Annotated in this window: 21 protein-coding genes and 1 riboswitch; of the genes, 14 read left to right on the top strand and 7 right to left on the bottom strand. The window is 67.9% G+C overall.

The window, feature by feature from the left end:
• The first annotated feature begins 56 nt into the window (after positions 1 to 56).
• From ASG75_RS08745 to ASG75_RS08730, 4 genes are all read left to right on the top strand, one after another.
• Positions 57 to 809: a DUF2884 family protein gene (locus tag ASG75_RS08745; protein WP_056387998.1), complete on the top strand. Its 753-nt coding sequence runs from the start codon at positions 57 to 59 to the stop codon at positions 807 to 809.
• A 109-nt stretch (positions 810 to 918) separates the two neighbouring features.
• Positions 919 to 1,359 carry a DUF2383 domain-containing protein gene (locus tag ASG75_RS08740; RefSeq protein ID WP_056387996.1) on the top strand — a complete coding sequence of 147 codons (441 nt, stop codon included), beginning with the start codon at positions 919 to 921 and terminating at the stop codon, positions 1,357 to 1,359.
• Positions 1,360 to 1,370: 11 nt separating this feature from the next.
• Positions 1,371 to 1,946, top strand: coding sequence for a DUF924 family protein (locus ASG75_RS08735; protein WP_056389202.1), 576 nt, complete (start codon positions 1,371 to 1,373; stop codon positions 1,944 to 1,946).
• Between the two features lie 95 nt (positions 1,947 to 2,041).
• Positions 2,042 to 2,350 carry a DUF2845 domain-containing protein gene (locus ASG75_RS08730; protein ID WP_056387993.1) on the top strand — a complete coding sequence of 103 codons (309 nt, stop codon included), beginning with the start codon at positions 2,042 to 2,044 and terminating at the stop codon, positions 2,348 to 2,350.
• 74 nt (positions 2,351 to 2,424) lie between these two features.
• Here ASG75_RS08730 and ASG75_RS08725 read toward each other — a convergent pair whose 3' ends face one another.
• Complete coding sequence (locus ASG75_RS08725) at positions 2,425 to 6,021, bottom strand: M1 family aminopeptidase (RefSeq protein ID WP_056387989.1); 3,597 nt, start codon at positions 6,019 to 6,021, stop codon at positions 2,425 to 2,427.
• Between the two features lie 21 nt (positions 6,022 to 6,042).
• A complete protein-coding gene (locus ASG75_RS08720; RefSeq protein WP_056387987.1) occupies positions 6,043 to 6,927 on the bottom strand; it encodes an ABC transporter ATP-binding protein in 885 nt (294 codons plus the stop codon).
• Positions 6,928 to 7,105: 178 nt separating this feature from the next.
• Here ASG75_RS08720 and aceF point away from each other — a divergent pair, with 178 nt between their 5' ends.
• From aceF to dapB, 4 genes are all read left to right on the top strand, one after another.
• The gene (gene aceF / locus ASG75_RS08715) at positions 7,106 to 8,521 is read left to right on the top strand and encodes a dihydrolipoyllysine-residue acetyltransferase (protein WP_082547539.1); all 1,416 of its coding nucleotides are present in this window, start codon (positions 7,106 to 7,108) and stop codon (positions 8,519 to 8,521) included.
• Positions 8,522 to 8,535: 14 nt separating this feature from the next.
• Positions 8,536 to 10,383, top strand: a complete 1,848-nt coding sequence (gene lpdA / locus ASG75_RS08710) for a dihydrolipoyl dehydrogenase (protein WP_056389199.1) — start codon at positions 8,536 to 8,538, stop codon at positions 10,381 to 10,383.
• A 63-nt stretch (positions 10,384 to 10,446) separates the two neighbouring features.
• Positions 10,447 to 12,216 (top strand): gamma-glutamyltransferase, encoded by a 1,770-nt coding sequence (gene ggt, locus ASG75_RS08705; protein ID WP_056387983.1) that lies wholly within the window; start codon positions 10,447 to 10,449, stop codon positions 12,214 to 12,216.
• A 5-nt stretch (positions 12,217 to 12,221) separates the two neighbouring features.
• Positions 12,222 to 13,022, top strand: coding sequence for a 4-hydroxy-tetrahydrodipicolinate reductase (gene dapB / locus ASG75_RS08700; protein WP_056389196.1), 801 nt, complete (start codon positions 12,222 to 12,224; stop codon positions 13,020 to 13,022).
• 131 nt (positions 13,023 to 13,153) lie between these two features.
• Here the strand turns inward: dapB and ASG75_RS08695 are convergent, their stop codons facing one another.
• On the bottom strand, positions 13,154 to 13,633 hold the full coding sequence (locus ASG75_RS08695) for a hypothetical protein (protein WP_056387981.1): 480 nt from the start codon (positions 13,631 to 13,633) through the stop codon (positions 13,154 to 13,156).
• The gene (locus ASG75_RS08690) at positions 13,630 to 14,208 is read right to left on the bottom strand and encodes a sigma-70 family RNA polymerase sigma factor (protein ID WP_056387980.1); all 579 of its coding nucleotides are present in this window, start codon (positions 14,206 to 14,208) and stop codon (positions 13,630 to 13,632) included. The genes ASG75_RS08695 and ASG75_RS08690 overlap by 4 nt, the downstream gene beginning before the upstream one ends.
• A gap of 122 nt (positions 14,209 to 14,330) precedes the next feature.
• Here ASG75_RS08690 and ASG75_RS08685 point away from each other — a divergent pair, with 122 nt between their 5' ends.
• On the top strand, positions 14,331 to 14,657 hold the full coding sequence (locus ASG75_RS08685; RefSeq protein ID WP_056387978.1) for a DUF6249 domain-containing protein: 327 nt from the start codon (positions 14,331 to 14,333) through the stop codon (positions 14,655 to 14,657).
• A gap of 59 nt (positions 14,658 to 14,716) precedes the next feature.
• Entirely contained in the window at positions 14,717 to 15,343 is a 627-nt protein-coding gene (locus ASG75_RS08680) for a trimeric intracellular cation channel family protein (protein ID WP_056387976.1), read from the top strand.
• A 10-nt stretch (positions 15,344 to 15,353) separates the two neighbouring features.
• Here ASG75_RS08680 and dinB read toward each other — a convergent pair whose 3' ends face one another.
• From dinB to ASG75_RS08665, 3 genes are all read right to left on the bottom strand, one after another.
• Positions 15,354 to 16,430 carry a DNA polymerase IV gene (gene dinB, locus ASG75_RS08675; protein WP_082547538.1) on the bottom strand — a complete coding sequence of 359 codons (1,077 nt, stop codon included), beginning with the start codon at positions 16,428 to 16,430 and terminating at the stop codon, positions 15,354 to 15,356.
• Positions 16,431 to 16,495: 65 nt separating this feature from the next.
• Positions 16,496 to 17,431: a UPF0104 family protein gene (locus ASG75_RS08670; protein WP_056387971.1), complete on the bottom strand. Its 936-nt coding sequence runs from the start codon at positions 17,429 to 17,431 to the stop codon at positions 16,496 to 16,498.
• A 2-nt stretch (positions 17,432 to 17,433) separates the two neighbouring features.
• A complete protein-coding gene (locus ASG75_RS08665) occupies positions 17,434 to 18,339 on the bottom strand; it encodes a hypothetical protein (protein ID WP_056387969.1) in 906 nt (301 codons plus the stop codon).
• A gap of 16 nt (positions 18,340 to 18,355) precedes the next feature.
• Positions 18,356 to 18,430: riboswitch (S-adenosyl-L-homocysteine riboswitch) on the bottom strand.
• A 175-nt stretch (positions 18,431 to 18,605) separates the two neighbouring features.
• Here ASG75_RS08665 and ASG75_RS08660 point away from each other — a divergent pair.
• From ASG75_RS08660 to ASG75_RS08645, 4 genes are all read left to right on the top strand, one after another.
• Positions 18,606 to 19,940 (top strand): amino acid permease, encoded by a 1,335-nt coding sequence (locus ASG75_RS08660; protein WP_056387967.1) that lies wholly within the window; start codon positions 18,606 to 18,608, stop codon positions 19,938 to 19,940.
• Between the two features lie 406 nt (positions 19,941 to 20,346).
• On the top strand, positions 20,347 to 21,549 hold the full coding sequence (gene gltS / locus ASG75_RS08655) for a sodium/glutamate symporter (RefSeq protein ID WP_056387965.1): 1,203 nt from the start codon (positions 20,347 to 20,349) through the stop codon (positions 21,547 to 21,549).
• 279 nt (positions 21,550 to 21,828) lie between these two features.
• Entirely contained in the window at positions 21,829 to 23,082 is a 1,254-nt protein-coding gene (locus ASG75_RS08650) for an FAD-dependent oxidoreductase (protein ID WP_056387962.1), read from the top strand.
• A gap of 186 nt (positions 23,083 to 23,268) precedes the next feature.
• Positions 23,269 to 25,407, top strand: a complete 2,139-nt coding sequence (locus ASG75_RS08645; protein WP_056387960.1) for a hypothetical protein — start codon at positions 23,269 to 23,271, stop codon at positions 25,405 to 25,407.
• The last annotated feature ends 281 nt before the right edge of the window (positions 25,408 to 25,688 follow it).

Genomic DNA, 25,688 nt, shown 5'->3' with positions numbered 1-25,688 from the left:
CGACGGTTGCGGCAACGTCGGCTATCGCTGGGCGAGTCCATCTTCCGGGAATCTCCATGCGCCTGCCGCGATTGCTGCTCCTGTTCGTCCTGCCACTCCCCGCGCCGTGGCTGCACGCGCAAGACCTGGCGACGACCTGCCACGCCAGCAGCAGCTATGACGTCACCTTGAAACCCGGCAGCCTGTTGTTCGATCGGCCGGCGCCGGCGCCGTTCCACGTCGAGCTGCAGCAGGGCACGCTGCGCACCGATGGCGCCGTCGTGAAGTTGAATGCGGAAAGCGAGGACCGGCTGGTGCTGTTCGAGCGCGACCTGCGCGCGCTGGCGCCGCGGGTGCGCACGGTCGTACGCAACGGCGTGGACATGGCGACGCAGGCGCTGCGCGCGGAAGCGGACGGCATGGGCCTGGGCGCCGATACCCGTGCCGAATTCAACCGTCGGCTGGATGCGCATGCGACCGAGCTGAAGCGGCGTATCTCGGTCAGCCAGAGCACGCACGACTGGCAGGGCGACGCCGCCAATCAGGCGATGAACCAGATCGCCGGCGACCTGCTGCCGCTGCTGGCGGCCGACCTCGGCCAGCAGGCGATCAACGCGGCGCTGGGTGGCGACCTGCAGGCCGCCGCCAGCCTGCGCGATCGCGCCGCCGACATCGCTACCGAGTTGCGGCCGCGCGTGCAGTCGCGCCTGCAGGCGTTGCGTCCGCAGATCGAGGCGCTGTGCCCGTCGATCCAGCAACTCGCGGCATTGCAGCAGGGCGTGCGCGGCGGCAACGGGCAGCCGCTGAACCTGCTGCAGGTCCAGCAGTGAGCGAGGCTGGCCGCCAGCTGACTGGCGGACGGTCCGTCGCATGGGGTTAATCTCCCGCTAAGTGGGCCGGGGCGAGGATGGCGCACTTCTCGCCGACCACCGATCCACCATGCCGCGGCACCTGCCAGCACTCACCTGCGATGCCCTGATCCGGCGCAGCATCGACCTGCGCCAGCTCTATCGCCATGCCGCGACGGCGTGCGAACCGGGCTTGCGCATGGTGCTGAACGACAACGTGCACACGCTGGACCTGCTGATCGCCGACCTGCAGGCGCAGCTGCACGCCAGCGGCGGCGGGGCGTGCGTGCACGGCAGCTGGCGCGGCACCGTCCACCGGCATCTCGCCGGCTGGTTGATGCGTGCCGCCGCGCGCCGCGACCACGCATGGATCCGCGCGCTGGCGCATGGCGAGAGCGCGTTGCTGCAGCGCTTCGAGCAGGCCATCGCCGCCGCGCCAGCCGAGTCGGCGCTGGTGCTGCGCCGGCAATTGCCGCGTTTGCACGGCATCCACCTGGACATGCATAGTCTGGCCGGTACCGCACGCTATTGAACGGGGTGGTGATGCCCGTGACCGCACAGGACGTCCTCGATTTCTGGTTCGCCGAAGCAGGCACCGCCCATTGGTTTGCCGCCGACGCCGCGTTCGATGCGCAGATCCGCGCGCGCTTCGGCGAAGCCGTCGAGGCTGCCGCGAATGGCCGGCTGGACGACTGGATGGCCACCCCTGCGGGCTGGCTCGCCTTGTTGATCGTGCTCGACCAGTTTCCGCGCAACCTGTACCGCAACGATCCGCGCGCCTGGGCAGCGGACGCCCGCGCGCAACGCGTAGCCTTGTCAGGCATGGCCCGTGGTGATGACCGGCAGCTTCCCGCCGTGCAGCGCGTGTTCGCCTACCTGCCGCTGGAACACGCCGAGGACAGCGCGCTGCAGCGGCGTTCGGTGGAATTATTCGAGGCGTTGCTGGTGGAAGCAGCGCCGGAACGGCGGCAACAATTCGAGGACTACCTGGACTATGCTCGCCGCCACCGTGAGGTGATCGCGCGCTTCGGCCGCTTCCCTCATCGCAATGCCACGCTCGGTCGTGCCAGCACGCCGGAAGAGATGCTTTACCTGGCCCAGCCGGGTGCCGGTTTCTGAAGCACGGGGTGACCGGCGGGGCTCGGGATTTCAACCAGGCCATTCCGACCAGACCATTCCAATCAGACCATTCCAATCAGACCAGGGAGCAGGTCATGCGCATTCGTCTCGTCATCGCGTTGTTCGCGTTCAGTGCCGCCGTGCAGGCGTCCAGCACCTTGCGCGTGGGCAGCCAGGTACTCACCGCCGGCGACAGCCGCGAACGCGTCGTCGAGCTGCTGGGCAAGCCCACCTCGAAATCGCACGCGCGCAAGCCGCGCAGTCACGGCGGTCGCCGCGGCGGCGTTCGCGTGGTGGACAACCACCAGGGTGGCGAGCAGTGGCGCTACCGCCGCGGCGACCACGTCACCGTGGTGACGATCGTCGACGGCCGGGTCAGCGAGATCGAAGATAACCGGCTCTGAGGCGGCCCGCACGCTGAGCTGTGCGCCGCGCAGGCCGGTGTGGGGCGCATGCCCGCCGACCTCGCAGCCCCGGGTTACTGCACCGTCACCGTGCGGCGGTTGTCGCTGGAGACCTTGTCGATCAGTTCGTTGTACGGATCGACGCCGGCCAATGCAGGCTTGCCGTCGACAGTCACGGTGAGCGTGCTGTCGCCGTCGGGCAGCAGGCGCTTTTCCAGGTACAGCGGCTTGCCGTCCCTGCCGTCGCCGGGCGAGGCGGCGAACACGCCGATCTCGATCGGGATGTCCGGCTTCGCCACGGTTTCCTTGCCGGTGCCGTCGACGTGGACCTTGCCGGCGTGCACCTGCAGGGTCACTTCGTACTTGCCGTTCGGCAGCTTCTTCGCGGTGGCGTCGGTGAGGCGGTTGTCGAACAGGGTGATCTTCCAGAAGAAATCATTCAGCAGCGGCTGCAACTTCGGGTCGAGCGCCTTGCCCAGCGCGTCCATGAATTCCTGCGAAGTGGTGTACGGCGGCGGCTGGAAACCCTTGTCGAGCAGGAACTGCTTCAGCACCGCGTTCAGCACGCCTTCGCCGACGTAGTCCTGCAGCGCGTAGAACACCAGCGAGCCTTTCTTGTAGTGGATGTACTGCTGGTTCTCGACCTTCGCCAGCGGTTCCTCGGCCAACTTCTCGGTGGCGCGTCCCGCCAGATAGCCGTCCAGTTCGTACTTCAGAAACTTGTGCATCTGGTCGGCGCCATACTTCTGCTTCATCACCATCAACGCCGAGTACTGCGCCAGCGATTCGCTGAGCATGGTCGAGCCCTGCATGTTCGCGCCGATCACCCGGTGCGCCCACCACTGGTGCGCCACTTCGTGCGCGGTGACGTAGTAGGGGTAGTCGATCTTCGTCTTGTCGCGCAGGTCGGCGATGAAGCCCAGCGCCTCGGAAAACGCGATGGTGTTGGGAAAGGACTGCGCGAAGCCGTAGTAGTTGGGCACTTCGGCGATGCGCAGCTGGCGGAACTGGTAGGGCGTGTAATGCGTGTCGTAGTACGCCAGCGCGTCCCGCGCGCCCTCGATCATGCGGTCCACGTTCCAGGCGTGGGCGGGGTTGTAGTACACGGCGATGGTGGTGCCGTGGTCGTCCACGCGCTTCACCGCCCAGCGCGCCGACATCCATGCGGCGAAGTTCAGCATAGGGTGCTGCCCGCCGTCATGAGGCGTGGTGTAGTGGAAATAATGCCGGCCGCCGGCGATCCATTCCTTCTGCAGCACGCCGGGCGCCAGCGCGATCTGGTCGGTGGCGGTGGAGACCGTGGTATCGAAGTCGATCCAGTCGGCGTCGTTGCTGATGTAGGTGTTGGCGCGCGCCTTCTGGTCGCCCAGCGGAGGCATGCGCGGAACGTTGAGTGGCAGGCCGTACTTGCGGCGGTCGTTGCGGTCGACGAGCTGGTTCTGCGGCTGGTAGCCGAACTGCGGCAGCACGCCGCTGTTGAAGAACGTGCCGTTGTGGGCGAGGAACTTGCCGTCGGGTTCGTTGGTGAAACCCTTCGGCGCATAGGCGATGTCGAAGTCGAACGGCATCGACGCGCCCGGCGCCAGCGGCGTCTTCAATTTGTAGATGGCGAAGCCGAGGCGCTTGTCGTCGCTCACCGTGTCGCGCGGCGCGAAGTCCAACGAGTTCACCGTGAAGTCGGTGTCGAAGTTCACGTACAGTGTGTCGATCGGCGCCGTGGTCCTGTTGACCAGCGTGTAGTGGCCGTGGATCTCCAGCCGCCGCCGGTAGGGGTGGATGTCCACCTCGGTGCGTACCGAGGCGATGCGCGGCTGCGGTGCGTCGAGGTATTTCGCGTACCGCTTCTCGTAGTCGACGCGCTCCCGTTTTTCCGCGGTGCCGCTGCGATAGTGATTGAGCACGTTGGTGTTGTAGTAGATCCAGAGGCCGCTGCCCGCGAAGGCCAGCAGCGCCAGCCCCAGCGCGATACGCGACGGTCTGCGGAACCGCGCGCATGCCTCGCGCCACCGCTCGCGCCACGACTGCCCGGTGCCGCGCACCCAGAACAGCGCCGCCAGCACCAGCAGGGCGACGGCGCAGCTCGCCCAGTAGAAGTCGAACCACAGCGCGGCCTTGAGGAAATGGCCGAAGCCGTTGAGGTCCGAATACGGCGTGGAGGGCGCGGCGGCGTAGTTGTAGAGGTTGTGGTCCCAGTGCAGCAGCGGAAAGGCGATCTGGCAGACGAACCACAGCACGGTCAGCAGATAGCCGAGGAAGCGGTTGTTGGACATCACCTGCAGGAACAGCGCCAGCACCGCCAGCAGCGCGAACGGAATCGCCTGCAACGCCAGGGTGCCCAGGTACAGGCCCGGCTCGATGTGCGTGTAGCCGTGGGCCAGCTGCCAGCCGATGCCGAACACCGCGCTGCAGGCGAGGAATGTCACGATCACCGCCAGCAAGGCGCCCAGCTTCGCCGCCAGCGGCACCCAGTCCCGCAGCGGGAACGCGTCGCTGACTTCGGCGCTGCGCTGCATGCGTTCGCGCCAGACCAGCTCGCCGGCGTAGAACATCACGATGATGTACAGCAGCCACTGCAGGGCGCCCTGCGACATCTGCAGCACGCTGTGCGTCACCGGCCAGGTGGCGGTGCCGTAGATGCGCCCGGACAGCGCCAGGCTGAAGGCGAGGTTGACCAGGCCGAACACCAGCATCACCAGGAACGGCACGCCGCGCAGCACGCTCCAGGTGTCGAACGCCAGCAGGTGGTGCAGCTGAACCCATTGCGCGCGCCCACCGACCGCCAGCCGCGCCACCGGCAGCGCCGGCGCGGCGACGCCGGTGGGACGCAGGATCGGCGGCTCCGCGCGCCGCGTGCGCCGGCGCCACTGCAGGCCTTCGCGGTCGCTGCGGAACAGCGCGAACGCGGCGCCGGCGAGCGCCACCGCGATGCCGGTCCACAGCAGCCGGTTGAACAGCAGCAGGCCCTCCAGCGCCGGCAACTGCCGGTTGAGCTGGTCCGCCGACCAGTAGCGCGTGACGATCTGCAGGGTGCGGTTGCCGAACGGGTCGAGGATCGCGGCCAGTGCGTGGTGGTTGACGTCCTGGGTCAGCAGCTTGGCCACCGAGAGCAATACGATGAAGGCGATCACGCCGATCAGCGTGGCCAGCAGCGAGCGGGTGGCGGTGGCCAGCAGGAACAGCAATGCCGCGATGAACAGCAGGTTCGGCAGCAGCATCACGCCGAACGCCCAGGCGTAGCCGCGCCAATCCGGCGGCCCCAGCCGCGCCGCCTCGATCCACGGCATGCTGCCGCCCGCCGCCAGCCCCAGCGCGCACAGCAGCATGATCGCCACCATCACCAGGTAACCCGCCGCGAAGCGCCCGCCGAGATAGGCGTGCTTGCGCACCGGCGTGGCGAACATCAGCTCGGCGGTGCCATGGTCGAAGTCGCGCAGGGCCGCGCCGGCCACGAAGGCGGCTGCCAGCAGCAGGCACAGTGGCGCGAGGTTGTCGAGCAGCCGCACGATCACCAGCGGCGCGTTGCGCAGCACGTTGCCGCTGGCGCCGCCGACGACCACCGCGTCGGTGCTGGCGAACGCGAAGGCCAGCGCAGCGAACACCGCGGCGATGATCCAGAACAGCGGCGCCTTCAGTTGCTGGCGCAGTTCGAAGTGGAGGATTTCGGAGAACATCGTCGTCCTTGCCGGCCGCGGTCAGGCGGCTTGCACCGTCGCCTGCGCACGCAGGCGGCCGAAGTAGACGTCTTCCAGGTCGGGCGCGACGGGTTCGAAACCTTCTCCCGGCAGCGCGTCGGCCAGCACGTGCAGCAAGGTGCGGCCGCCGGCGAGGCGGGTGGACAGGATGTTCATGCGGGCGCGGTAGCCGTCCAGTTCGGCCTTGTCGATCGTGCGCCGCCACACGCGGCCTTCCAGCGAGCGGATCGCCTCGACCGGCTCGCCGCTGAGCAGCACCTGGCCCTGGCCGATGATCGCCATGCGCGAGCACAGGTCGGTGACGTCTTCCACGATATGCGTGGACAGGATCACCACCACGCGCTCGCCGATCTCGGCCAGGAGGTTGAGGAAGCGGTTGCGCTCTTCCGGGTCGAGCCCGGCGGTGGGTTCATCGACGATCACCAGGCGCGGGTCGCCGATCAGCGCCTGCGCGATGCCGAAGCGCTGGCGCATGCCGCCGGAATAGGTGCCCAGCTTGCGCTTGCGCACGTCCCACAGGTTCACCTGGCGCAGCAGCGACTCGACCAGTTCGCGCCGCTCGCCCTTGACGATGACGCCCTTGAGCACGGCGAAGTGCTCCAGCATCGCCTCGGCCGAGACCTTCGGATACACGCCGAATTCCTGCGGCAGGTAACCGAGCAGGCGGCGGGTGGCCTGCTTGTCGGCGAGCAGGTCCATCTCGTCCAGCTTGATCGTGCCTGCGTCCGGATCCTGCAGCGTGGCGATGGTGCGCATCAGCGACGACTTGCCCGCACCGTTCGGGCCGAGCAGGCCGAACATGCCGTTGGGAATGTCCAGCGACACGCCACGCAGCGCCTTCACGCCGTTGGCGTAGGTTTTCGACAGGTCGCGTATCGTCAGCATGGGTGTCTTCCGGCGCCGCCGTGCGGCCTGAGCATGCGGATCAGCCTAAGGCATGGATCGGGGCTGCGCGTGCGCTCAAGGTCATGCATACGCATGCGCATGGTGGCCTGAAAATCGGCGAAATCCCTCGATCCGGGCATACGGAATGGGCGTGCCTTCGCTATGATTGAGGTCTTGTATGCGACCGCCATCCCCGAGCGGCACGCCATCGCCAGCAGGAGTCACTATGGCCGACCTCAAAGAAGCCCGCGTTCCCGATATCGGCCACGCAGACGTCCCCGTCATCGAAGTGCTGGTCAAGGTCGGCGACCGGGTGGAAAAGGAACAGAGCCTGATCACGCTGGAGTCGGACAAGGCGACCATGGAAGTCCCCGCGCCGTTCGCCGGCACGGTGAAGGAAGTGAAGCTGAAGGTCGGCGACGAGGTTTCCGAGGGCGCGGTGATCGCCGTTATAGAAACCGACGGCGCAGCCGTCTCCACGTCCCCCTCTCCCGCTGCGGGAGAGGGCAGGGGTGAGGGTGCGTCCGAAGCGGTGAAGCCACCAGTTTCCGCCCCTGCACCTGCCGAACCGAAGCCCTCGCCGATCGCCGGCCAGGGCGTGCAGCCGGGCAACGTGCCCGAGGGCGACGTGCCGCCGCAGGTACGCCCGCCGATGGATGCCCGCATCGTGATGCCCGGCGACGCGCCGTACGCGAGCCCGGCGGTGCGTGCCTTCGCGCGCGAGTTGGGCGTGGACATCCAGCAGGTGAAGGGCAGCGGCCGCGGCGGCCGCATCCAGCGCGACGACGTCAGCGCCTACGTCAAGCACGCGCTTGCTTCCGGCGCGCGCCCGGTGGCCGGCGCCACCGCCTCGGTGGGCGGCCTGAACCTGCTGCCGTGGCCGAAGGTCGACTTCGCCAAGTTCGGCGCGATCGAAGAGAAGCCGCTGTCGCGCATCCAGAAGATCTCCGGCGCGAACCTGGCGCGCAACTGGGCGATGATCCCGCACGTCACCCAGCACGAGGACGCCGACATCACCGAGATGGAGGCGTTCCGCAAGCAGCTCGGCGCCGAGAACAAGGATCTGAAAATCAGCCCGCTGGTGTTCCAGATCAAGGCGGTGGTGGCGGCGCTGAAGGCGTTCCCGCAGTTCAACGCCTCGCTCGACGAGTCGGGCGAGAAGCTGATCCTGAAGAAATATTTCCACATCGGCATCGCGGTGGACACGCCCGACGGCCTGGTGGTGCCGGTGATCCGCGATTGCGACAAGAAAGGCCTGCTCGACCTGGCGCGCGACCTGGGCGCGATCTCGAAGAAGGCGCGCGACAAGAAACTCGGCCCGGCCGAGATGTCTGGCGGCTGCTTCTCGATCAGCTCGCTCGGCGGCATCGGCGGCACCTACTTCACGCCGATCGTCAACGCGCCGGAAGTGGCCATCCTCGGCGTCTCCAAGTCGGTGACGAAGCCGGTGTGGAACGGCAAGGAATTCGCGCCGCGGCTGGTGCTTCCCTTGTCGCTCAGCTATGACCATCGGGTGATCGACGGCGCGCTCGCCGCGCGCTTCGCCGCCTTTCTCGCCAACCAGCTCGGCGACATCCGCCGGCTGCTGCTCTGACGGAGGCGATGACGATGGCGAACACGATCGAGATCAAGGTTCCCGACATCGGCGGCCACGGCGGCGTGCCGGTGATCGAAGTGCTGGTGCAAGTCGGCGACACGGTGGCGAAGGAACAGAGCCTGATCACGCTGGAGTCGGACAAGGCGACCATGGAGATTCCCTCCAGCGCCGCCGGCGTGATCAAGGAACTGAAACTCAAGGTGGGCGACGAGGTGTCCGAGGGCGCGGTGATCGCCATATTGGAAACCGTCAGCGCAGCCGACACCGCGCTCCCCTCTCCCCCGCGGGGAGAGGGCAGGGGAGAGGGGACGGGGTCGCCGGGTAGCTCCAACGAAGCGAACAAGAGCGGTGAGTCTCCCGCAAGCCCCAGCCCCTCTCCTCAATCCTCTCCCCGCAGGGGAGAGGAGGCGAAGGTGCCGCAAGCGGCAGCATCGTCTGGAAAGAAGCCGGACCTTGAATGCAAGCTGGTCGTGCTCGGCTCCGGCCCCGGCGGCTACAGTGCCGCGTTCCGCGCCGCCGACCTCGGCGTCGATACCGTGCTGGTGGAACGCTATGCCAGTCTCGGCGGCGTCTGCCTCAATGTGGGCTGCATCCCGTCCAAGGCGTTGCTGCACGCGGCGGCGGTGATCGACGAGGCCGAGGCGATGGCCGCGCATGGCGTCAGCTTCGGCGCGCCGAAGATCGACATCGACAAGCTGCGCGGCTTCAAGACCAAGGTGGTCGGCCAGCTCACCGGCGGCCTCGCCGGCATGGCGAAGCAGCGCAAGGTGCGCACCATGATCGGCACCGGCATGTTCGTTTCGCCGAACGAAATGGAAGTCCAGACGGCCGACGGCGTGAAACTGCTGCGCTTTGAACACGCGATCATCGCGGCCGGATCGCAGTCGGTGAAGCTGCCGGCGTTCCCGTGGGACGACGAGCGCATCATGGACTCCACCGGCGCGCTGGAAATGAAGGACGTGCCGAAGAAGCTGCTGGTCGTCGGCGGCGGCATCATCGGCCTGGAAATGGCCACCGTGTACGCCGCGCTGGGCAGCGAAGTGACCGTGGTCGAGTTCATGGACCAGCTCATTCCCGGTGCCGATGCGGACCTCATCAAGCCGCTGGCCAAACGCATGGACAGCCGGCTCAAGGGCGTGCATCTGAAGACCAAGGTGGTCACCGCCAAGGCCACCAAGAAGGGTATCGAGGTCGGTTACGAAGGCGACAGCATTCCCGCGACCACGCTGTTCGACCGCGTGCTGGTGTCGGTGGGCCGCTCGCCGAACGGCGGCAAGATCGGCGCGGACAAGGCCGGCGTCGCCGTCACCGAGCGCGGCTTCATCAGTGTCGACTCGCAGATGCGCACCAACGTGCCGCACATCTTTGCCATCGGCGACCTGGTCGGTCAGCCGATGCTGGCGCACAAGGCCACCCACGAGGCGCATGTGGCAGCCGAAGCGGTGGCCGGCCTGAAGAGCCACTTCGACGCGCGGGTGATTCCGTCGGTGGCGTTCACCAACCCGGAAGTGGCATGGGTCGGCGTGAGCGAACGCGAGGCGAAGGAGAAAGGCCTGAAGGTCGGCGTCGGCAAGTTCCCTTGGGCGGCCTCGGGTCGCGCCATCGGCATCGACCGCACCGAAGGTTTCACCAAGCTGATCTTCGACGAGGAAACCCACCGCATCGTCGGCGGCGGCATCGTCGGCGTGAATGCCGGCGACCTGATTTCCGAGCTGGCGCTGGCGATCGAGATGGGCAGCGAAGCGGCCGACATCGCGCTCACCATCCACCCGCACCCCACCCTGGGCGAATCGGTCGGCATGGCGGCGGAAGTGTACGAGGGCACCATCACCGATCTGTACGTGCCAAAGAAAAAATAAGCCATCACGCCACGGACGGCGCGGCACGGTGCGATATCCCCGCTCCCCGTCAGAGGACGCCTGATGAAACTTGCGCAACTCCGCATCGTTGCCGCCATCGCCCTGCTGGTGGCGGCCAATGCCAACGCCGATGTCGGCCGCGGCGATCGCTACTCCGGCCACACCTGGGCCTCGCGCTCGCCGGTACTGGCGCAGCACGGCATGGCGGCGACCGAGCAGCCGCTGGCCTCGCAGATCGCCGTCGACATCCTGAAGAAGGGCGGCAGCGCAGTGGACGCGGCGATCGCGGCGAACGCCGCGCTCGGCCTGATGGAGCCGGTGCTGAACGGCATCGGCGGCGACTGCTTCGTGATCGTGTGGGATCCGAAGACGCACAAGCTCTATGGCTACAATGGTTCCGGCCCGTCGGCGAAGGGTCGCGACTTGGCGAAGATGCAGGCCGAGGTGAAGGCCGCCTATGCGAAGGCCGGGATGCCGGCGAAGGCGCACATCCCGCCGGTCGGCTCGCTGCCGGTCACCGTGCCCGGCACCGTCGATGCGTGGGGTGCGCTGCACGACAAATTCGGCAAGCTGTCGCTGGCCGATGACCTGGCGCCGGCGATCGCGTATGCGAAGAACGGTTTCCCGGTCACCCAACTGGTCGCCCAGTACTGGAAAGGCGGCATGGCCAGGTTCGAGCGCGAGCACGGCCTGATCGAGGAAAGCGCGAACGCGCGGCGTACCTACCTGATCGACGGACACACGCCGGCCGAGGGCGAAATGTTCCGCAATCCCGACCTCGCGCGCACGCTCACGCTGATCGCCGAGGGCGGCCGCGACGCGTTCTACAAGGGCGCGATCGCGCACACCATCGACAGCTACTTCAAGCGCATCGGCGGCGACCTGCGCTACGCGGATTTCGCCGACTATCACGGCGAGTGGGTCACGCCGCAGTCGGTCGACTACCACGGCTACAACGTCTACGAACTGCCGCCGAACGGGCAGGGTTTCGCCGCGCTGGAGATGCTGCAGATCCTCAAGGGTTTCGACCTGAAGAAGATGGGCGTGGGCAGCGCCGATGCGGTCACCGCGATGCTGGAGGCCAAGCGCCTGGCCTATGAAGACCTGGCGAAGTTCTACGCCGACCCGCGCTTCGCCGACGTGCCAATGAAGGGCCTGCTGTCCGAGGCGTATGCGGACCAGCGGCGCAAGCTGATCCATCTCGATCACGCCAACCCGAACCTCGGCCCCGGTCATCCAAAACTGTTCAACGGCGACACCACCTACTTCGCCACCGCCGACAAGGACGGCATGATGGTGTCGATCATCCAGTCCAACTATCGCGGCATGGGTTCGGGTCTGGTCGCCGACGGCCTCGGCTTCATGTTCCAGGATCGCGGCGAGCTGTACTCGCTCGATCCGAAGGCCGCCAACGTCTACGCCGCCGGCAAGCGGCCGTTCCACACCATCATTCCCGGCTTCGTGATGAAGGACGGCGAGCCGTACATGGCGTTCGGCCTGATGGGCGGCGACATGCAGCCGCAGGGCCACGTGCAGGTGCTGACCAACATGATCGACTACGGCATGAACGTGCAGGACGCCGGCGACGCCGCGCGCTGGCGTCACTACGGCAATGCCGAACCCACCGGCGAGCCGTCGCAGGGCATCGGCACGGTCGAGATGGAATCCGGTTTCGATCCCGCGGTGAAGGCCGAGCTGGCGAAGCGCGGCTACAAGGTCGTGCCCGGCACCGGCAATTTCGGCGGCTACGAGGCGATCATGTATGACGCCAAGCAACACGTGTACTGGGGCGCCACGGAGATGCGCAAGGACGGCGAGGTGATCGGCTATTGAACGCGATGCCGTTGAAGGTATGTCTTGCCGGCGCCACCGGCTGGGCCGGCTCCGAGCTGGCGCGCGGCATCGCCGCGGCCGATGACCTGGCGCTGGTTGCCGCGGTGGCGCGCCGACACGCCGGGCAAGCGCTTGGCGATGTGCTGGGCGAACCGCGGCTGGCCGCGCCGATTTTCGCCAGCGCCGCCGAAGCATTGGCGCAGCCCTGCGATGTGTTCGTCGAGTACACCCATCCCGACAGCGCCAAGGCGAACGTCCTCGCCGCGCTGGAACATGGTGCGCACGTGGTGGTGGGCACCTCGGGCCTCACCGACGAGGATTACGCGCAGATCGACGCGGTCGCCCGCGAACGCCGGCGCGGCGTGCTGGCTTGCGGCAATTTCGCGTTGACCGCGGTGCTGTTGATCAAGTTCGCCGAGATGGCGGCGAAGCTCATCCCGCAGTGGGAGCTCATCGACTACGCCAGCGCGGGCAAGCCGGATGCGCCCAGCGGCACCGTACGCGAGCTGGCCACGCGGCTGGGCCGGGTGCGCCAGCCGCAACTGGAAGTGCCGCTGGAGCGGACCGTCGGCATGCGCGAGACGCGCGGCGGCACGTTGGCCGGCAGCCAGGTGCATGCAGTGCGCCTGCCGGGTTTCGTGATCGGCGTCGAGGCGATCTTCGGCATGCCGGAGCAGACCCTGAGCCTGCGTCACAACGCGGGCAGTGGTGCGCAGCCTTATGTGGGTGGCGCGCTGCTGGCGATCCGCAAGGTGCCCGGCCTGGTCGGCCTGCATCGCGGGCTGGATGCGGTGCTGGAGTTGTAGCGCGCCCCGCTCTTGCGGATGGTTCTGTACGGGCCGCTGCCTGCCGCTCTTGCCCACCCTCTCGAAAAGCCGGCGGACGGTGTCCGTCCTACGCGGCCGAGCCTGCATGCCGTGCGCAGGAGGCAGGTGGCTCAGTCCGTCTTCCCCGGCGCGTGCCGTTGCCATAGCCCGAGCAGCCAGGATGCGCCGAGGCAGCCGGCCAGTGCCAGCAACCAGCGGGTGGCCGGTGCGTGCGGGGTCGGCAGGAGCGAGAGGAACGATGGCAGCCACGCGCCGCCGTAGATCGCCACCACTACACCCGCGGCCACGGCAAGGACAGCTGCCAGCGCCAGCGTCAACGTGGATTCGAACGAGCGGCCGGGGGCGGCCCGTCGAGTCGGGGCTGCCGCGACCCGCGCGGCCAGCCGCTGCGCGAAATCCGCCGGAAGCGCCGTCGGCAACGGTTCGCGCAAGGCGCGTGCGAGCAGGCGGTAGCGCCGGCTGCGCGCATCGTCGCCGGCGGGATCGAGCTGCAGGCGTTCGCGCCGCATCGCGCATTCCTGCGCCAGCCATTCGCGTTCGTGCGCCGCGTCGTCGAAGGGAGGGATGTGATCGTCGATGTGCTGAATCATGCTGCAACTCCAGTCCGCGTTTCGAGCGCGCCGCGCAAGCGCAGGCGTGAGCGGAACAAGTGGCTCTTGATGGTGCCGCTGGCCAGTCCGGTGATCCGGGCGATGTCCGGAATGGACGTCTCTTCGAGGTAATACAGGGTCAGCAGCGTGCGTTGCAAGGGCGGCAGCCGCTCGATCGCGGCGTGCAGGTGGCGCGCCGTTTCCTCATTCGCGCAGGCCGCTTCGAGGTCGAAGCCGTCGCCGATGTTTTCCACCAACGCGTAGTCGTCGCCGCCGCCGTTGTCGACCAGCGGGATGCGCTTGTGCTGCAGATGGCGCAAGGCGATGGTGTACGCCACGCGGCCGATCCATGATTTCAGCGCGCTCTCGTAACGGTATTGGTGCAGGCACTGGTGCACGCGCAGGAAGGTGTCCTGGCACAGCTCGCGCGCGTCCTCCGGGTTGCGCACCATGCGCTGGATGATGTGCCAGCACAGCCCCTGGTGTTCGCGCACGAGGCGTTCGAACGCGCCCGGCCGGTTGGCCAGCACGGCGTCGACCAGGTCGCGGTCGGGGCTGCTGCGGGTGTCATCCATGGGACAAGGGATACGCGCAGGCGGGAAACGGTTGCAAGCACTTTGTTGCAACCGTTCGCGGGCTGCCCGTATCCAAGGTCTCGAAGGTCCACCCTCCCGTACCCGCCACAAGGAAAGCCGCCATGAATTTCGAAATCCTGATCCCGATCAGCCTGTTCGTCTGCATCGCCTACGCCATCAAGGTTGTGGTGGACGCGAGGGTGCGCCGGCAAATGGTCAACGCCGGCGGCTCGGGGGAACTGGTCAACTCGCTGCTGCGCGACGAGGAGCTGCGCCGGCGCCATTCCTCGCTGCGCTGGGGCATCGTGCTGGTCGCGCTGGCGCTCGGCTTCGGCCTGATCCAGTGGTTCGGCTGGCAGGACGTCACGCCCGGCCTGGTCGCCGTGCTGGCCGGCGCCACCGGCCTGGGCAACCTGGCGTTTTTCGCGATCTCGCGCAGGCTCGGCTGAAGCTGGTTCAATAGCGGGCATCGCCGCACTGCCGGCATGCCCGCGAACGAACCGGCCGCATGAATGAGCAACTGCTGTTCAACCTGGTGGACCTGGCCGGTACGTTCGCGTTCGCGATCAGCGGCGCGACGGCGGCCAGGCGCTGCAACCTCGACCTGTTCGGCATTCTGGCGATCGCCTTCATCACCGCCTGCGGCGGCGGCATCGCACGCGACCTGTGCATCGGCGCGATTCCGCCGGCGGGGCTGTCCGACTGGCGCTACCTGTTCACCGCGATCGTCGCCGCACTGCTCACCATCGTGGCCTATCCGTGGGTGGAACGGCTGACTTATCCGGTGCGCCTGTTCGACGCGATGGGGCTGGGCTTGTTCGCGGTGTACGGCGCGCACAAGGCGCTGGCGTTCGGCCACAACGCGGAGGTGGCGATCCTGCTGGGCATGGTCACCGCGATCGGCGGCGGCATGGCGCGCGACGTGCTGCTGGCGCGCGTGTCGGTGGTATTGCAGAAGGAAATCTATGCGCTGGCCGCGTTCGCCGGCGCCGCGCTGACGGTGATCGGCGAGCATTACCACTGGCCCGCCGCATGGGCGACCTGGCTGCCGATCCTGGCCTGCTTCGGGCTGCGCTTCCTGTCGCTGCGCTATCACTGGAACCTGCCGCGCTTCGGCCGCGACCGCCAGGCGTGACGCGCCGCGGTCAGTCGAACAGATCCGTTTGCGCCTGGTAGCTGTCCCTGTCGACGAAGCCGGCCAGGCCCACGCCGACCAGGCGGTAGCGGCTGTCGACGGGGCGCTCGACCCGCTCGCGCAACGCGCAGGCGATGTCGGCCAGTTCGTTCGCCGACAGCGGCCGCTGTGGCGGGGTGAGGCTGCGCGTCAGCGTGTGGAAGTCCGCGGTCTTCAGTTTCAGCACCACGGTGCGCGCGACCCGGCCACGCTCGCGCTGGTGGCCGGCCCAAGCCTTTTCGGCGAGCTGGCGGATGTGCGGTTCGAGTTCGTCGAGCAGCAGGTCGTGTTCGAACGTGTCCTCGGCCGAGACCTGCAGGGTGGGGCGCTCCGGCTGCACCGGATGCTCGTCGATGCCGTGCGCCAGTTCGTGCAGGCGCCGGCCCCAGCGGCCGAAGCGCTGCTCCAGCTCCGCCTGCGCGAATGCGCGCAGTTCGCCCACGGTGGCGATGCCGAGCACGGCCAGCTTCGCTTCCATCACCTTGCCCACGCCGGGCAGACGGCCGACCGGCAACGGGGTGAGGAACGCCTCGACCTGGTGCGGGCGCACCACGAACAGGCCGTCGGGCTTGCGGAAATCCGAGGCGATCTTCGCCAGGAACTTGTTCGGCGCCACGCCGGCCGACGCGGTGAGCTGTGTTTCCTCGCGGATCGCCGCACGGATCGCCTCGGCGGTGGCGGTGGCCGAGGGCAGGCCGCTCAGCGTGCTGGTGACGTCGAGGTAGGCCTCGTCCAGCGACAGCGGCTCGATCAGCTCGGTGTGCCGCGCGAAAATTTCGCGCACCTGCCGCGACACCGCCTTGTAGCGCACGAAATCCGGCGGCACGAAAATCAGCTGCGGACACAGCCGCTCGGCGCGGATCGCCGGCATCGCCGAGCGCACGCCGAACACGCGCGCCTCGTAGCTGGCCGCGCACACCACCGAACGCGCGCCGCGCCAGGCCACCGCCACCGGCTTGCCGCGCAGCGACGGGTCGTCGCGCTGCTCCACCGACGCGTAGAACGCATCCATGTCGACGTGGAGAATTTTGCGCGGGGCGGAGGACAAGCGCGTGGCCGGCCAGTGGGGATCGGGTCATTCTAGCGAGCGCCACGCGCCGCGCCGAACCGGGTTCAGCGACGGTGGCGCAGGCGCCACTCGAACACGGCCAGTGCGGCGCTGGCCAGCACGAAGGGCAGTGCGGTGTAGGTCAGTCGGTAGCACAGGATCGCGGCGAGCAGGTCGGCGCGCGCCTGCGGCGGAAACGACGCCAGCATGATCGTCTCGAACACGCCCAGCCCACCGGGCGAATGGCTGACGATGCCCGCCAGCACGGCGGCCACGTAGATCGGCAGGAAATCCACGAACGGCGGCGCGGATGCCGCCGGCAGCAGCACGTACAGCGCGCCGAGCGCGGCCAGCATCTCCACCCCGCCGACCAGCATCTGCGTGGCAGCGATGCGCGCGCTCGGCAGCGTCAAAGTCCAGCGGCCCAGCGCGAGCGTGCGTGGACGGGTGAGCCAGACGACCAGGGCGATCAGCAACAGCAACAGCGCCAGGCCAGGCCAGCGTCCCCAGCCCAGCGTGATCGCCGGCTGCCAGCACAGTGCGCCGGTGATCACCACGGTGAAACCCAGCCCCACGCCGAACCCGGCCAGCGCCACGATGCGTGCGATGTCGCTGGCACCGAGTCCGGCCGTGACGTAGATGCGGTAGCGCAGCGCGGTGCCGGTGATCGCATGGAAGCCCAGCGTGTTCGAGATGCCCTGGGTGACCGCGCCGGCGAACGCGGCCAGCTTCGCCGGGATGCGATCGCGCACCACGGTGCGTGCCGCCAGCACGTCGAACATCGCCAGCATCGTCAGGCTGAGCAGCGCCGCGCCGGCCGAACCCGCGATGCGCCAACCCGGCAACCGCGACCAGGCCGTCGCCACGTCGCGCCAGGCCAGGTGGGTGACGTAGCGATGCAGCAGCCACAGCGCCAGCCCGAACGCCGCCAGCGAGCCCAGCCACGACAGCAGGTGCAGCCAGCGCACGGACGACCCGGGCGGAGCGTGCGGGTTCGACATGCTCAGCGGGCGTCCGCCAGCGCGGCCGGCGACAATCGGGCGACCACGTCGCGCGCCAGCCGTTCGGCGGCGGCCGGATGTGCGGCCAGGTGCAGGAACGGCTCGATCAGCTCCAGTTCCATCACCAGGAAACGCCCGCCGCTGACCACGCCGTCGACGCGCACGTAGGCGTGCTCGGCATGGCCGAGCGCGGCCACTGCCGCCAGCGCACGGTCGGCCGCGGCCAGGGTGGCGGCGTCGGGTTGCGCCGGCTCGGCGCTGCCGCCGTGCTCGCCCTGCACGCGATAGTCGCCGGCGGCCGGGTGCTTGATCACCGCATGGCTGAATTCGCCGGAAAAATACAGCAGCGACCATTCGCCGTCGCTGACCACTTCCGGCACGAACGGCTGCACCAGGTAGTCGCAGTCGCGCGGCAGCTGTTCCACCGCACCGGCGAACGCCGCGTCGCCGACCGTGCCGCGCAGCGTGTGCCAGGCGCCGCCGCTGATGCTGGGCTTGATCACCACCTGTTGCCCCGCCATCGCCGCCAGCACGTCGGGCAGCGCGGCCGTACTGGCCAATTGGGTGGGAATGATCGCCACGCCATGTTGCGCGAGTTCGAGCAGGTAGCGCTTGTCGCTGTTCCAGCGCAGCAGCGCGCTGTCGTTGATGGTGGGGATGCCCAGCGCATCGAGCCGGTCCAGCCAGTCGAGGAACGCCGCGTGGTGCTTGAAATAATCCCAGATGGTGCGGATCAGCACCGCGTCGAACGCCGACCAGTCCACCGCCGGGTCGTTCCACACGCAGACCACCGGCGGCAGGCCAAGGCGCTCCAGCGAAGCCGCCAGATGCGCGTCGTCCGGCTGGATCGACGGATGGTCGGCGGACGTGGCGAGGGCGAGCCGGCGGGTGGCAGGATGAATGGACATGGCGACACCTCCAATAGCGGAAAGGGCGCCCTTGAACGGATTCGCGTACCGAGCGTGGCGGACGGCGTCCGCTGCAGCACCCCTCGGCAGCGATGGCGCCGCGCAATCGTCGTGGCGTCACAAACCGGCAGCGCAGGTCGCGCCGCCGGCGACAGTCTTCCGGTGCGGCCGCGGCTTGTCAATTTGCCGGATGGCATGTTGCCGGGCACGACCCCATGCCACGCGGGACTGGTAGAAACGGCATCGACAATGGCAAGGTAGCCGGCATGCTGACCGAACCCGCCAATGCCTATGCCCGTCGCCTGAATACCTGGGACGCCGCGATGATCGTCATCGGCGGCGTGATCGGGGCAGGTATCTTCCTCACCCCGGCCACGGTGGCGCGCAACACGTCGTCGGGTACGGAGGTGCTGATCCTGTGGGCGATCGGTGGCCTGCTGACCCTGGCCGGCGTGCTGTGCTACGCCGAACTGGGCGCGCGGCGGCCGCAGGCGGGCGGCATCTACGTCTACCTGCGCGAGGCGTTCGGGCTGCTGCCGGCGTTCCTGTTCGGCTGGACCATGGCGCTGATCAACTACCCCGGCAGCGTGGCCGCGGTGGCGACGATGTTCGCCGAGTACCTGTGCGCCGCGATCGGGCTGCCGCCGCTGCTGTACGTGAAGCCGGTGGCGGTGGGCGCGATCGTGTTCATCGTGGGCGTGAACCTGTTCGGCATCCGCGCCGGCGCGTGGATGCAGAACGTGTTCACCGTGCTGAAGCTGGCCGCGATCGCCTTGCTGGTGGTCGCCGGGCTGGTACTGGCGCACGGCCAGCTGGGGCCGGTGCTGGTGGTGGACGCGGCACCGCCCGTGTCGCCGTGGTCGTTCGTCGGCGCGCTGCTGCCGGTGCTGTTCACCTACGGCGGCTTCCACTACCTCAACGACCTCGCCGGCGAAGTGCGCAACCCGCAGCGCACGCTGCCGCGCGCGCTGGGCATGGGCATGGCCGGCGTGCTGATCTGCTACCTGCTGGCCAATTTCGCCTACCTGGCCGGGCTGGGCCACGCCGGCCTCGCCGTTAGCCAGGCACCGGCGGCGGACCTGATGCGCCGGCTGTTCGGCGAGCACGGCGCCACCGTGATCGCGGTGGGCATCGCCTGCTCCACCTTCGGCTACTGCAGCATCGCGATCGCCGGCGGCGCGCGGGTGCTGCAGACGATGGGCGCGGACGGCGTGTTCTTCCGCGCCGCGGGTCGCGTCGACCTGCGCACGCGCGCGCCGCAGATCGCGCTGGCCTTGCTCGGCGCCTGGGCGGTGGTGCTGACCCTGTCCGGCAGCTTCAACCAGCTGCTCAACTACACCACGGTGGGCGAGTGGCTGGGCCACGTGTTCGGCATCGGCACGCTGTTCTGGTACCGCAAGCATTTCATCGACCAGCCGGCGCCGTACCGGGTGCCGTTCTACCCGCTGCTGCCGCTGGTCTTCGTGATCACCGTGTTCGGCGTGATCGTGGCCAGCGCGATCCACGCGCCGGGCGACGCCGGCATGAGCCTGCTGATCATCGCGCTCGGCGTGCCGGTGTATTACGGCTGGCGCTGGCTGGAAGGCCGCAGGGCGGTCTGAACGGCGTCGCCGGGACATGTGCCGCCGCACATAGCCTGCGGTTGTGGAACCTGCATCCATTGGCAGTGGCGTGTCGCCGGGGCAACCGATACGGTTGGGTTGCGTTTTCTGCTTTTCATCCATGCACTACCGCATGCCTTGCCGCGGCACGCGGAATCACGACAGCCGGGGGACACACCATGCCCACCATGACTGCCTACCGATGGCGACCCGCGATCGATCCGGTGCCGGGCACCCGGGGTGATACCGACCCGTTGCCGGTCGATGCCCGCCAGGTGATGGCCGATGATCGGCGTCGCCGATGCTGCATGGGGTGGCATGTGACGGCACGAACCCGGCATTGGCATCTGTCCGTGAAACCGCCACGGCCGCACCGGGGCAATCACCCGCTGAAGGAAATCGCTACATGATCCAACTGGATGCCGTGGAAACCCTGGCCTTCGGCGGCGTGGTGCTGTTCGCCGGTTACGCCTTGTGCCGGTTGATCCCCGTGCTGGGCCGCTACAACATTCCCGAGCCGGTGGTCGGTGGCTTGGTGATGGCCTTGATCGCGCTGGTGGCGTATCGCTTCGATACCACCCTGGTCGCGTTCGACACCAGTTTGCAGCAACCGCTGATGGTGGCGTTCTTCACCACGGTGGGCGTGAATGCCAGCCTGGCGCTGTTGCGCGTCAGCGGTCGTCAGGTGATGGTGTTTCTGGCGCTGGCCAGCGTGTTTGCGGTACTGCAGAACCTGCTGGGCATCAGCGTGGCGACCGCGTTCGGCCTGCATCCGCTGTTCGGCGTGCTGGCCGGTTCCACCACGCTGACCGGCGGTCCGGCGACCGGGCTGGCGTTTGCGCCGCTGTTCGAGCAGGCCGGCGTGGCGGGCGCCGAGTCGATCGCGATCAGTTCGGCGATGGCCGGCATCATCTGCGGCGGCGTGATCGGCGGCCCGGTGATCACCCTGCTGATCCGGCGCTTCAAGCTGCGCCCCGAAAGCGGCGTTGCGGGCGTGTCCGGCGCCGATGCCACCATGCTGCCGATCGAGGAACCGCTGGACGACGCCGGGCGCGAGTTCGCCGCGCTCAAGAGCATCGTGATCATCCTGATCGCGATGTGGGCGGGCTCCTGGGTCGGGCAGGGGTTCGCCGCGCTGGGGCTGACCCTGCCGGCGTACATCGGCGCGATGCTGGTGGGCGCGCTGATCCGCAATATCGACGACTACACCGGCTGGATCGGTTTGTCCGTGCGCAGCACCGACGTGATCGGCAACGTCGCCCTGGCGATGTTCCTTGCGGTGGCGCTGATGAACCTGCGCCTGTGGGAACTCGCGGGGCTGGCGCTACCGCTGATGGTCAACCTCGCACTGCAGATCGTGCTGGTGGTGCTGTTCTGCATCCCGGTGTTTCGCCTGATGGGCCGCGATTACGACGCGGCGGTGATGGGCGGCGGTTTCATCGGCTTCATGCTGGGCACCACCGCCAATGCGATGGCGGTGATGCGCACGCTGGTGGAGCGCTACGGCGTGGCGCCGCGGGCGTTCCTGGTGGCACCGCTGGTCGGCGCGTTCTTCATCGATTTCACCAATGCGCTGATCATCACCGGGTTCCTGAATTTCTGGGAATGAACGGCCGGGCCATAACTGCAGGTTAATCCATGCCGACATAAAGCGATGTGGCAACGGAGGGCTTGCCCGTTAGGCTAGGCGCATGTCCGACAACGCCCGCATTCGCTCTTCACGCCGTGCATTTTTCCGGTCGGCGCCGATGCCGTTCGTGACGACCGTGGTGCCGATGGTCGCTGCGTACGGTATGCACGCGTGGTGCGCCGCCCCGGGGCGCGAAGACCACGTGCGTTCGCCACAACGATGACCGTGCAGACGCCACCCGAATCCGCGGGGCCTTCCGTGACAACGACCGACCCGGAGCCGGCGACGTTCGTGCCCGACGAGCGCACGGTGGACATCACCGTGCTGGGTGCGGGCGTGGTCGGCGTGGCCACCGCCTACGCGGTGGCGCGCCGCGGCCTGTCGGTGCGTCTGGTCGATCGTGCGAGCGGTCCCGCGTTGGGCACCTCGTTCGCCAACGGCGCCCAGCTGAGCTATGTCTATACCGACGCGCTGGGCAGCCCGGCGCTGTGGAAACACTTGCCGCAACTTTTGCTGGGCCTCGACCCGGTGTTCCGCATGCACTGGCTGTTCGATCCGGATTCGCTGAAGTGGGGCCTGGCGTTTCTGCGCAACACGACGGCGACGCGCTTTCGTGAGAACACCCTGGCCGTGCTCGAGCTGGCGATGGAATCGAAGTCGGCGATGGATGCGCTGCTGCAGCGGCATCGGATCGAGTTCAGCCACTCGGCGCCCGGCAAGATGCACCTGTACCACGACGCCGGCGCGCTGCGCCGGGCGGAGGCGATCGCCAAGATCAAGCAGCGGCAAGGCGTAGTGCAGCAAGTGCTGTCGCCGCGCGAGGCGGCGGCGATCGAGCCGGCGCTGGAAGGTGTCGCGGGCCTGGTCGGGGTGATGCATTCGCCACAGGAGGAAGTGGGCGACCCGCACCGCTTCTGCGTCGAGCTGCTGCACGTGCTGCGCGAGCACTACGGCGTGCAGGCGTGCTTCGGAACCGATGTCGATGATCTGGTGCGCGAGCCGGATGCGATCACGCTCACCACTCGCGACGGCCGCCGCTTGCGTTCGCGGCAGCTGGTGGTGTGCGCGGGGGTGGAATCGACGTGGCTGGCGCACAAGCTGGGTACCCGCATGCCGCTGATGCCGATGAAAGGGTATTCCTTCACCACCCGCTGCGGTCCGCGCACGCCGGTCGCCAGCATCACCGACACCACGCGCAAGCTGGTGTTCTGCCGCCTCGGCGATCACCTGAGGGTCGCTGGCCTGGCCGAACTGGGCGTGCGCGATACCGCGGTGGAGCCCGAGCGCAGCGATCTGCTGGTGGCCCTGGCGCGCGATTCGCTGCCCGCCGCCGCGGACTATGACGCCATCGAAAGCCGCTGGGCCGGCTTGCGCCCGATGACGCCGTCGTCGATGCCGATCATGCGCCGGGTGCAGGACGGCATCGTGTTCAACGTCGGCCACGGCATGCTGGGCTGGACGCTCGCCATGGGCGCGGGCGAACGGGCCGCCGCGTTGCTGGTGCAGCGGTAAATCGCGCGACACCTTGCGGCGGCGAGTTGTAGCCAAGAACAACCGTCGTCATTCCGGCGCAAGCAGGAATCCAGTGACCCACCCACGGTTCTGCACAAAATCCGCGGATGCTCGCGCGCATGCGTCGCGATGGCTGCGCTTCACCTTCGCGCGCCATACTCGGCCTTTCAACCAAGGCCGCGGATCATGAAACGGATCGTCTTCGCCGGTTGCCTGAGCCTGCTGGTGCTGGATGGCTGCCACGCGGATACGCCGGCGGCGTCGATCGACCTGGCTGCGGCGACGGCGCCTGTCACGCTGGATCACGTGCGCCGTGATGGCGCGCCCCAGGCGGTCGCCGGTTTTACCTTGCAGCGCTACACCTTCGAGGTGGCCGCCGCGCCGACGCTGACGGTGACACCGGCGCACGCCTGGTCTGCTGGCGACGAGCTGCACGTGCAGGTGCAGAACGCGATGCCGTGGGCAGTCACGTTGACCGTCGACATCGACGGTGCAAGTCCGGGCCAGCACTTGCACGCGCAGATCGGCCTCCCGGCCGGGCCGGCGCAGACGCTGGTGATTCCCCTGCACGCAGCGAGCCCGCGCGCCATGGGCATGCAGGCCGCGCCGCCGATGCCGTTCGACGACGACGGCCGGGCCATCCTGCTCGCCACCACGGTGGAAGGCACGCTCGATCCGCGTGCAGTGCGCGCGCTGCGGTTCGGCATCCCGGCGCCGCAGGCCGCGCAAACCCTGCTGCTGGGACGCGTCGAGGCGGTATCCGGCCAGGACCTGCAGCAAGCTGCCTACAGCGGCATCGTTGATCGTTACGGCCAGGCGAGTCGTGCCCGCTGGCCGGAGAAAATCGATTCCGATGCCACCTTGCACGCCGCGCATGCACACGAACGATCCACGCTCGAGCAGGCGAAGGCGGAATGGGTTCGGCAGGATAAATGCGGCGGACGTCTGGACGTCCAAAACCTCGCCAGGACTGGCTGGTTCCACACGCAGAAGCAGGGTGGCCGCTGGCGGCTGGTGACACCCGAAGGCCACGCGTTCTTCTCGCTCGGCGTCAACGCCGTGACGGCCGACGGCGGGCGCAGCTATGTCGAGGGTCGCGAGTTCATGTTCACCGATCTGCCGCCGAATAATGGCGAGTGGGCGGCGTTCTACGGCAGCGGCGACAACCGCAACGGGGACCAGGGCGCCAGCCATGGCATCGGCTACAACCACGGCCGCTGGTTCGACTTCTACGCGGCAAACCTGTATCGCGTCGATGGCCAGGGCTGGCTGGACGCGTGGCGCACGCGCACGCTGCAGCGGTTGCAGGCGTGGGGCTTCAACACCATCGGCAATTGGAGCGACGACGCGCTGGGCCAGGCACACCGACTGCCGTACACGCGCTCGATCAACATCGCCGGCGACTACGCCAACGTCGCCAGCGGTTATGACTACTGGGGCCGCATGCCCGATCCGTTCGACCCGCGCTTCGTGCAGGCCACGGAAGCGGCCGTGACCAAGGCGAGCGCCGGCGTGCGCGACGATCCCTGGCTGCTCGGCTACTTCGCCGACAACGAGTTGGCCTGGGCCGGCAGCGGCCCGCAAGGTCGCTGGGGTCTGGCACTCGGCACGCTGGCTGGCGACGCGAAGAGTCCGGCCAAGCAGGCCTTCATCGTGATGCTGCGCAAGAAGTACGTGGCGCCGGAAACGCTGTCCGCGGCATGGGGCATCGCGCTGGGTTCATGGGATGCGTTGAACGTCACCGGCTTCGTCGCGCCCGCGCCGAACGAGGCGCACCCGGCGATCGCCGCCGATTACAGCGCGTGGCTGCGACGCTACGCCGACACCTATTTCCGCACCGTGGCCGAAGCCATCCGCCGCCACGATCCGCACCATCTGTTCCTCGGCGGCCGCTTCGCGGTGAACACGCCCGAAGCCGTTGCCGCCTGCGCGCAGTACTGCGACGTGGTCAGCTTCAACGTCTACGCCGACCTGCCGCAGCATGGTTTCGACGCTGCCGCGCTGCGCCAGCTGGACAAACCGGTGCTGATCAGCGAATTCCACTTCGGCTCCGACGACCGCGGCCCGTTCGGCAAAGGCGTGGTGTCGGTGTGGAACGAGCAGCAGCGCGGCGAGGCCTACGCGAAATTCGTCGCCGCGGCGGCAGCCGATCCGTCCATCGTCGGCGCGCACTGGTTCCAGTACACCGACCAGCCGGTAACGGGGCGCCTGCTCGATGGCGAGAACAGTCATATCGGGCTGGTGGGGATCACCGATATTCCGTTTGGCGGGTTTGTGGAGGGGGTGCATGTAGCGAACCGGAATGCCGTACATCCGCATGAGTGAGGCAGTACGATTTGGTTCGACCTTACCCCAGCGGATGATTTGACATGAAGTCAACTATTCGTTGCCCCTATGAACTGGGCCCAACATTGCATCAGCGAACTGGTACCTTTCACGTAGTTTACCGCGTGGATAGTTCGATTGATTATGGAATGTCTGTTGCCACCTTGGCGTACATAGAGCGTTACGGTGTGTGCGTAGCTTGCGGTCAAATAATAATTTCTATTGATGCGCACGAGACGTGTTTTGGTCCTTCACCATCGTGGACTGAGAGCTTGATGCCA

It is taken from the genome of Rhodanobacter sp. Soil772, from assembly GCF_001428385.1.
Lineage (GTDB): Bacteria > Pseudomonadota > Gammaproteobacteria > Xanthomonadales > Rhodanobacteraceae > Rhodanobacter.
This window is presented reverse-complemented; position numbering and strand designations above follow the sequence as displayed.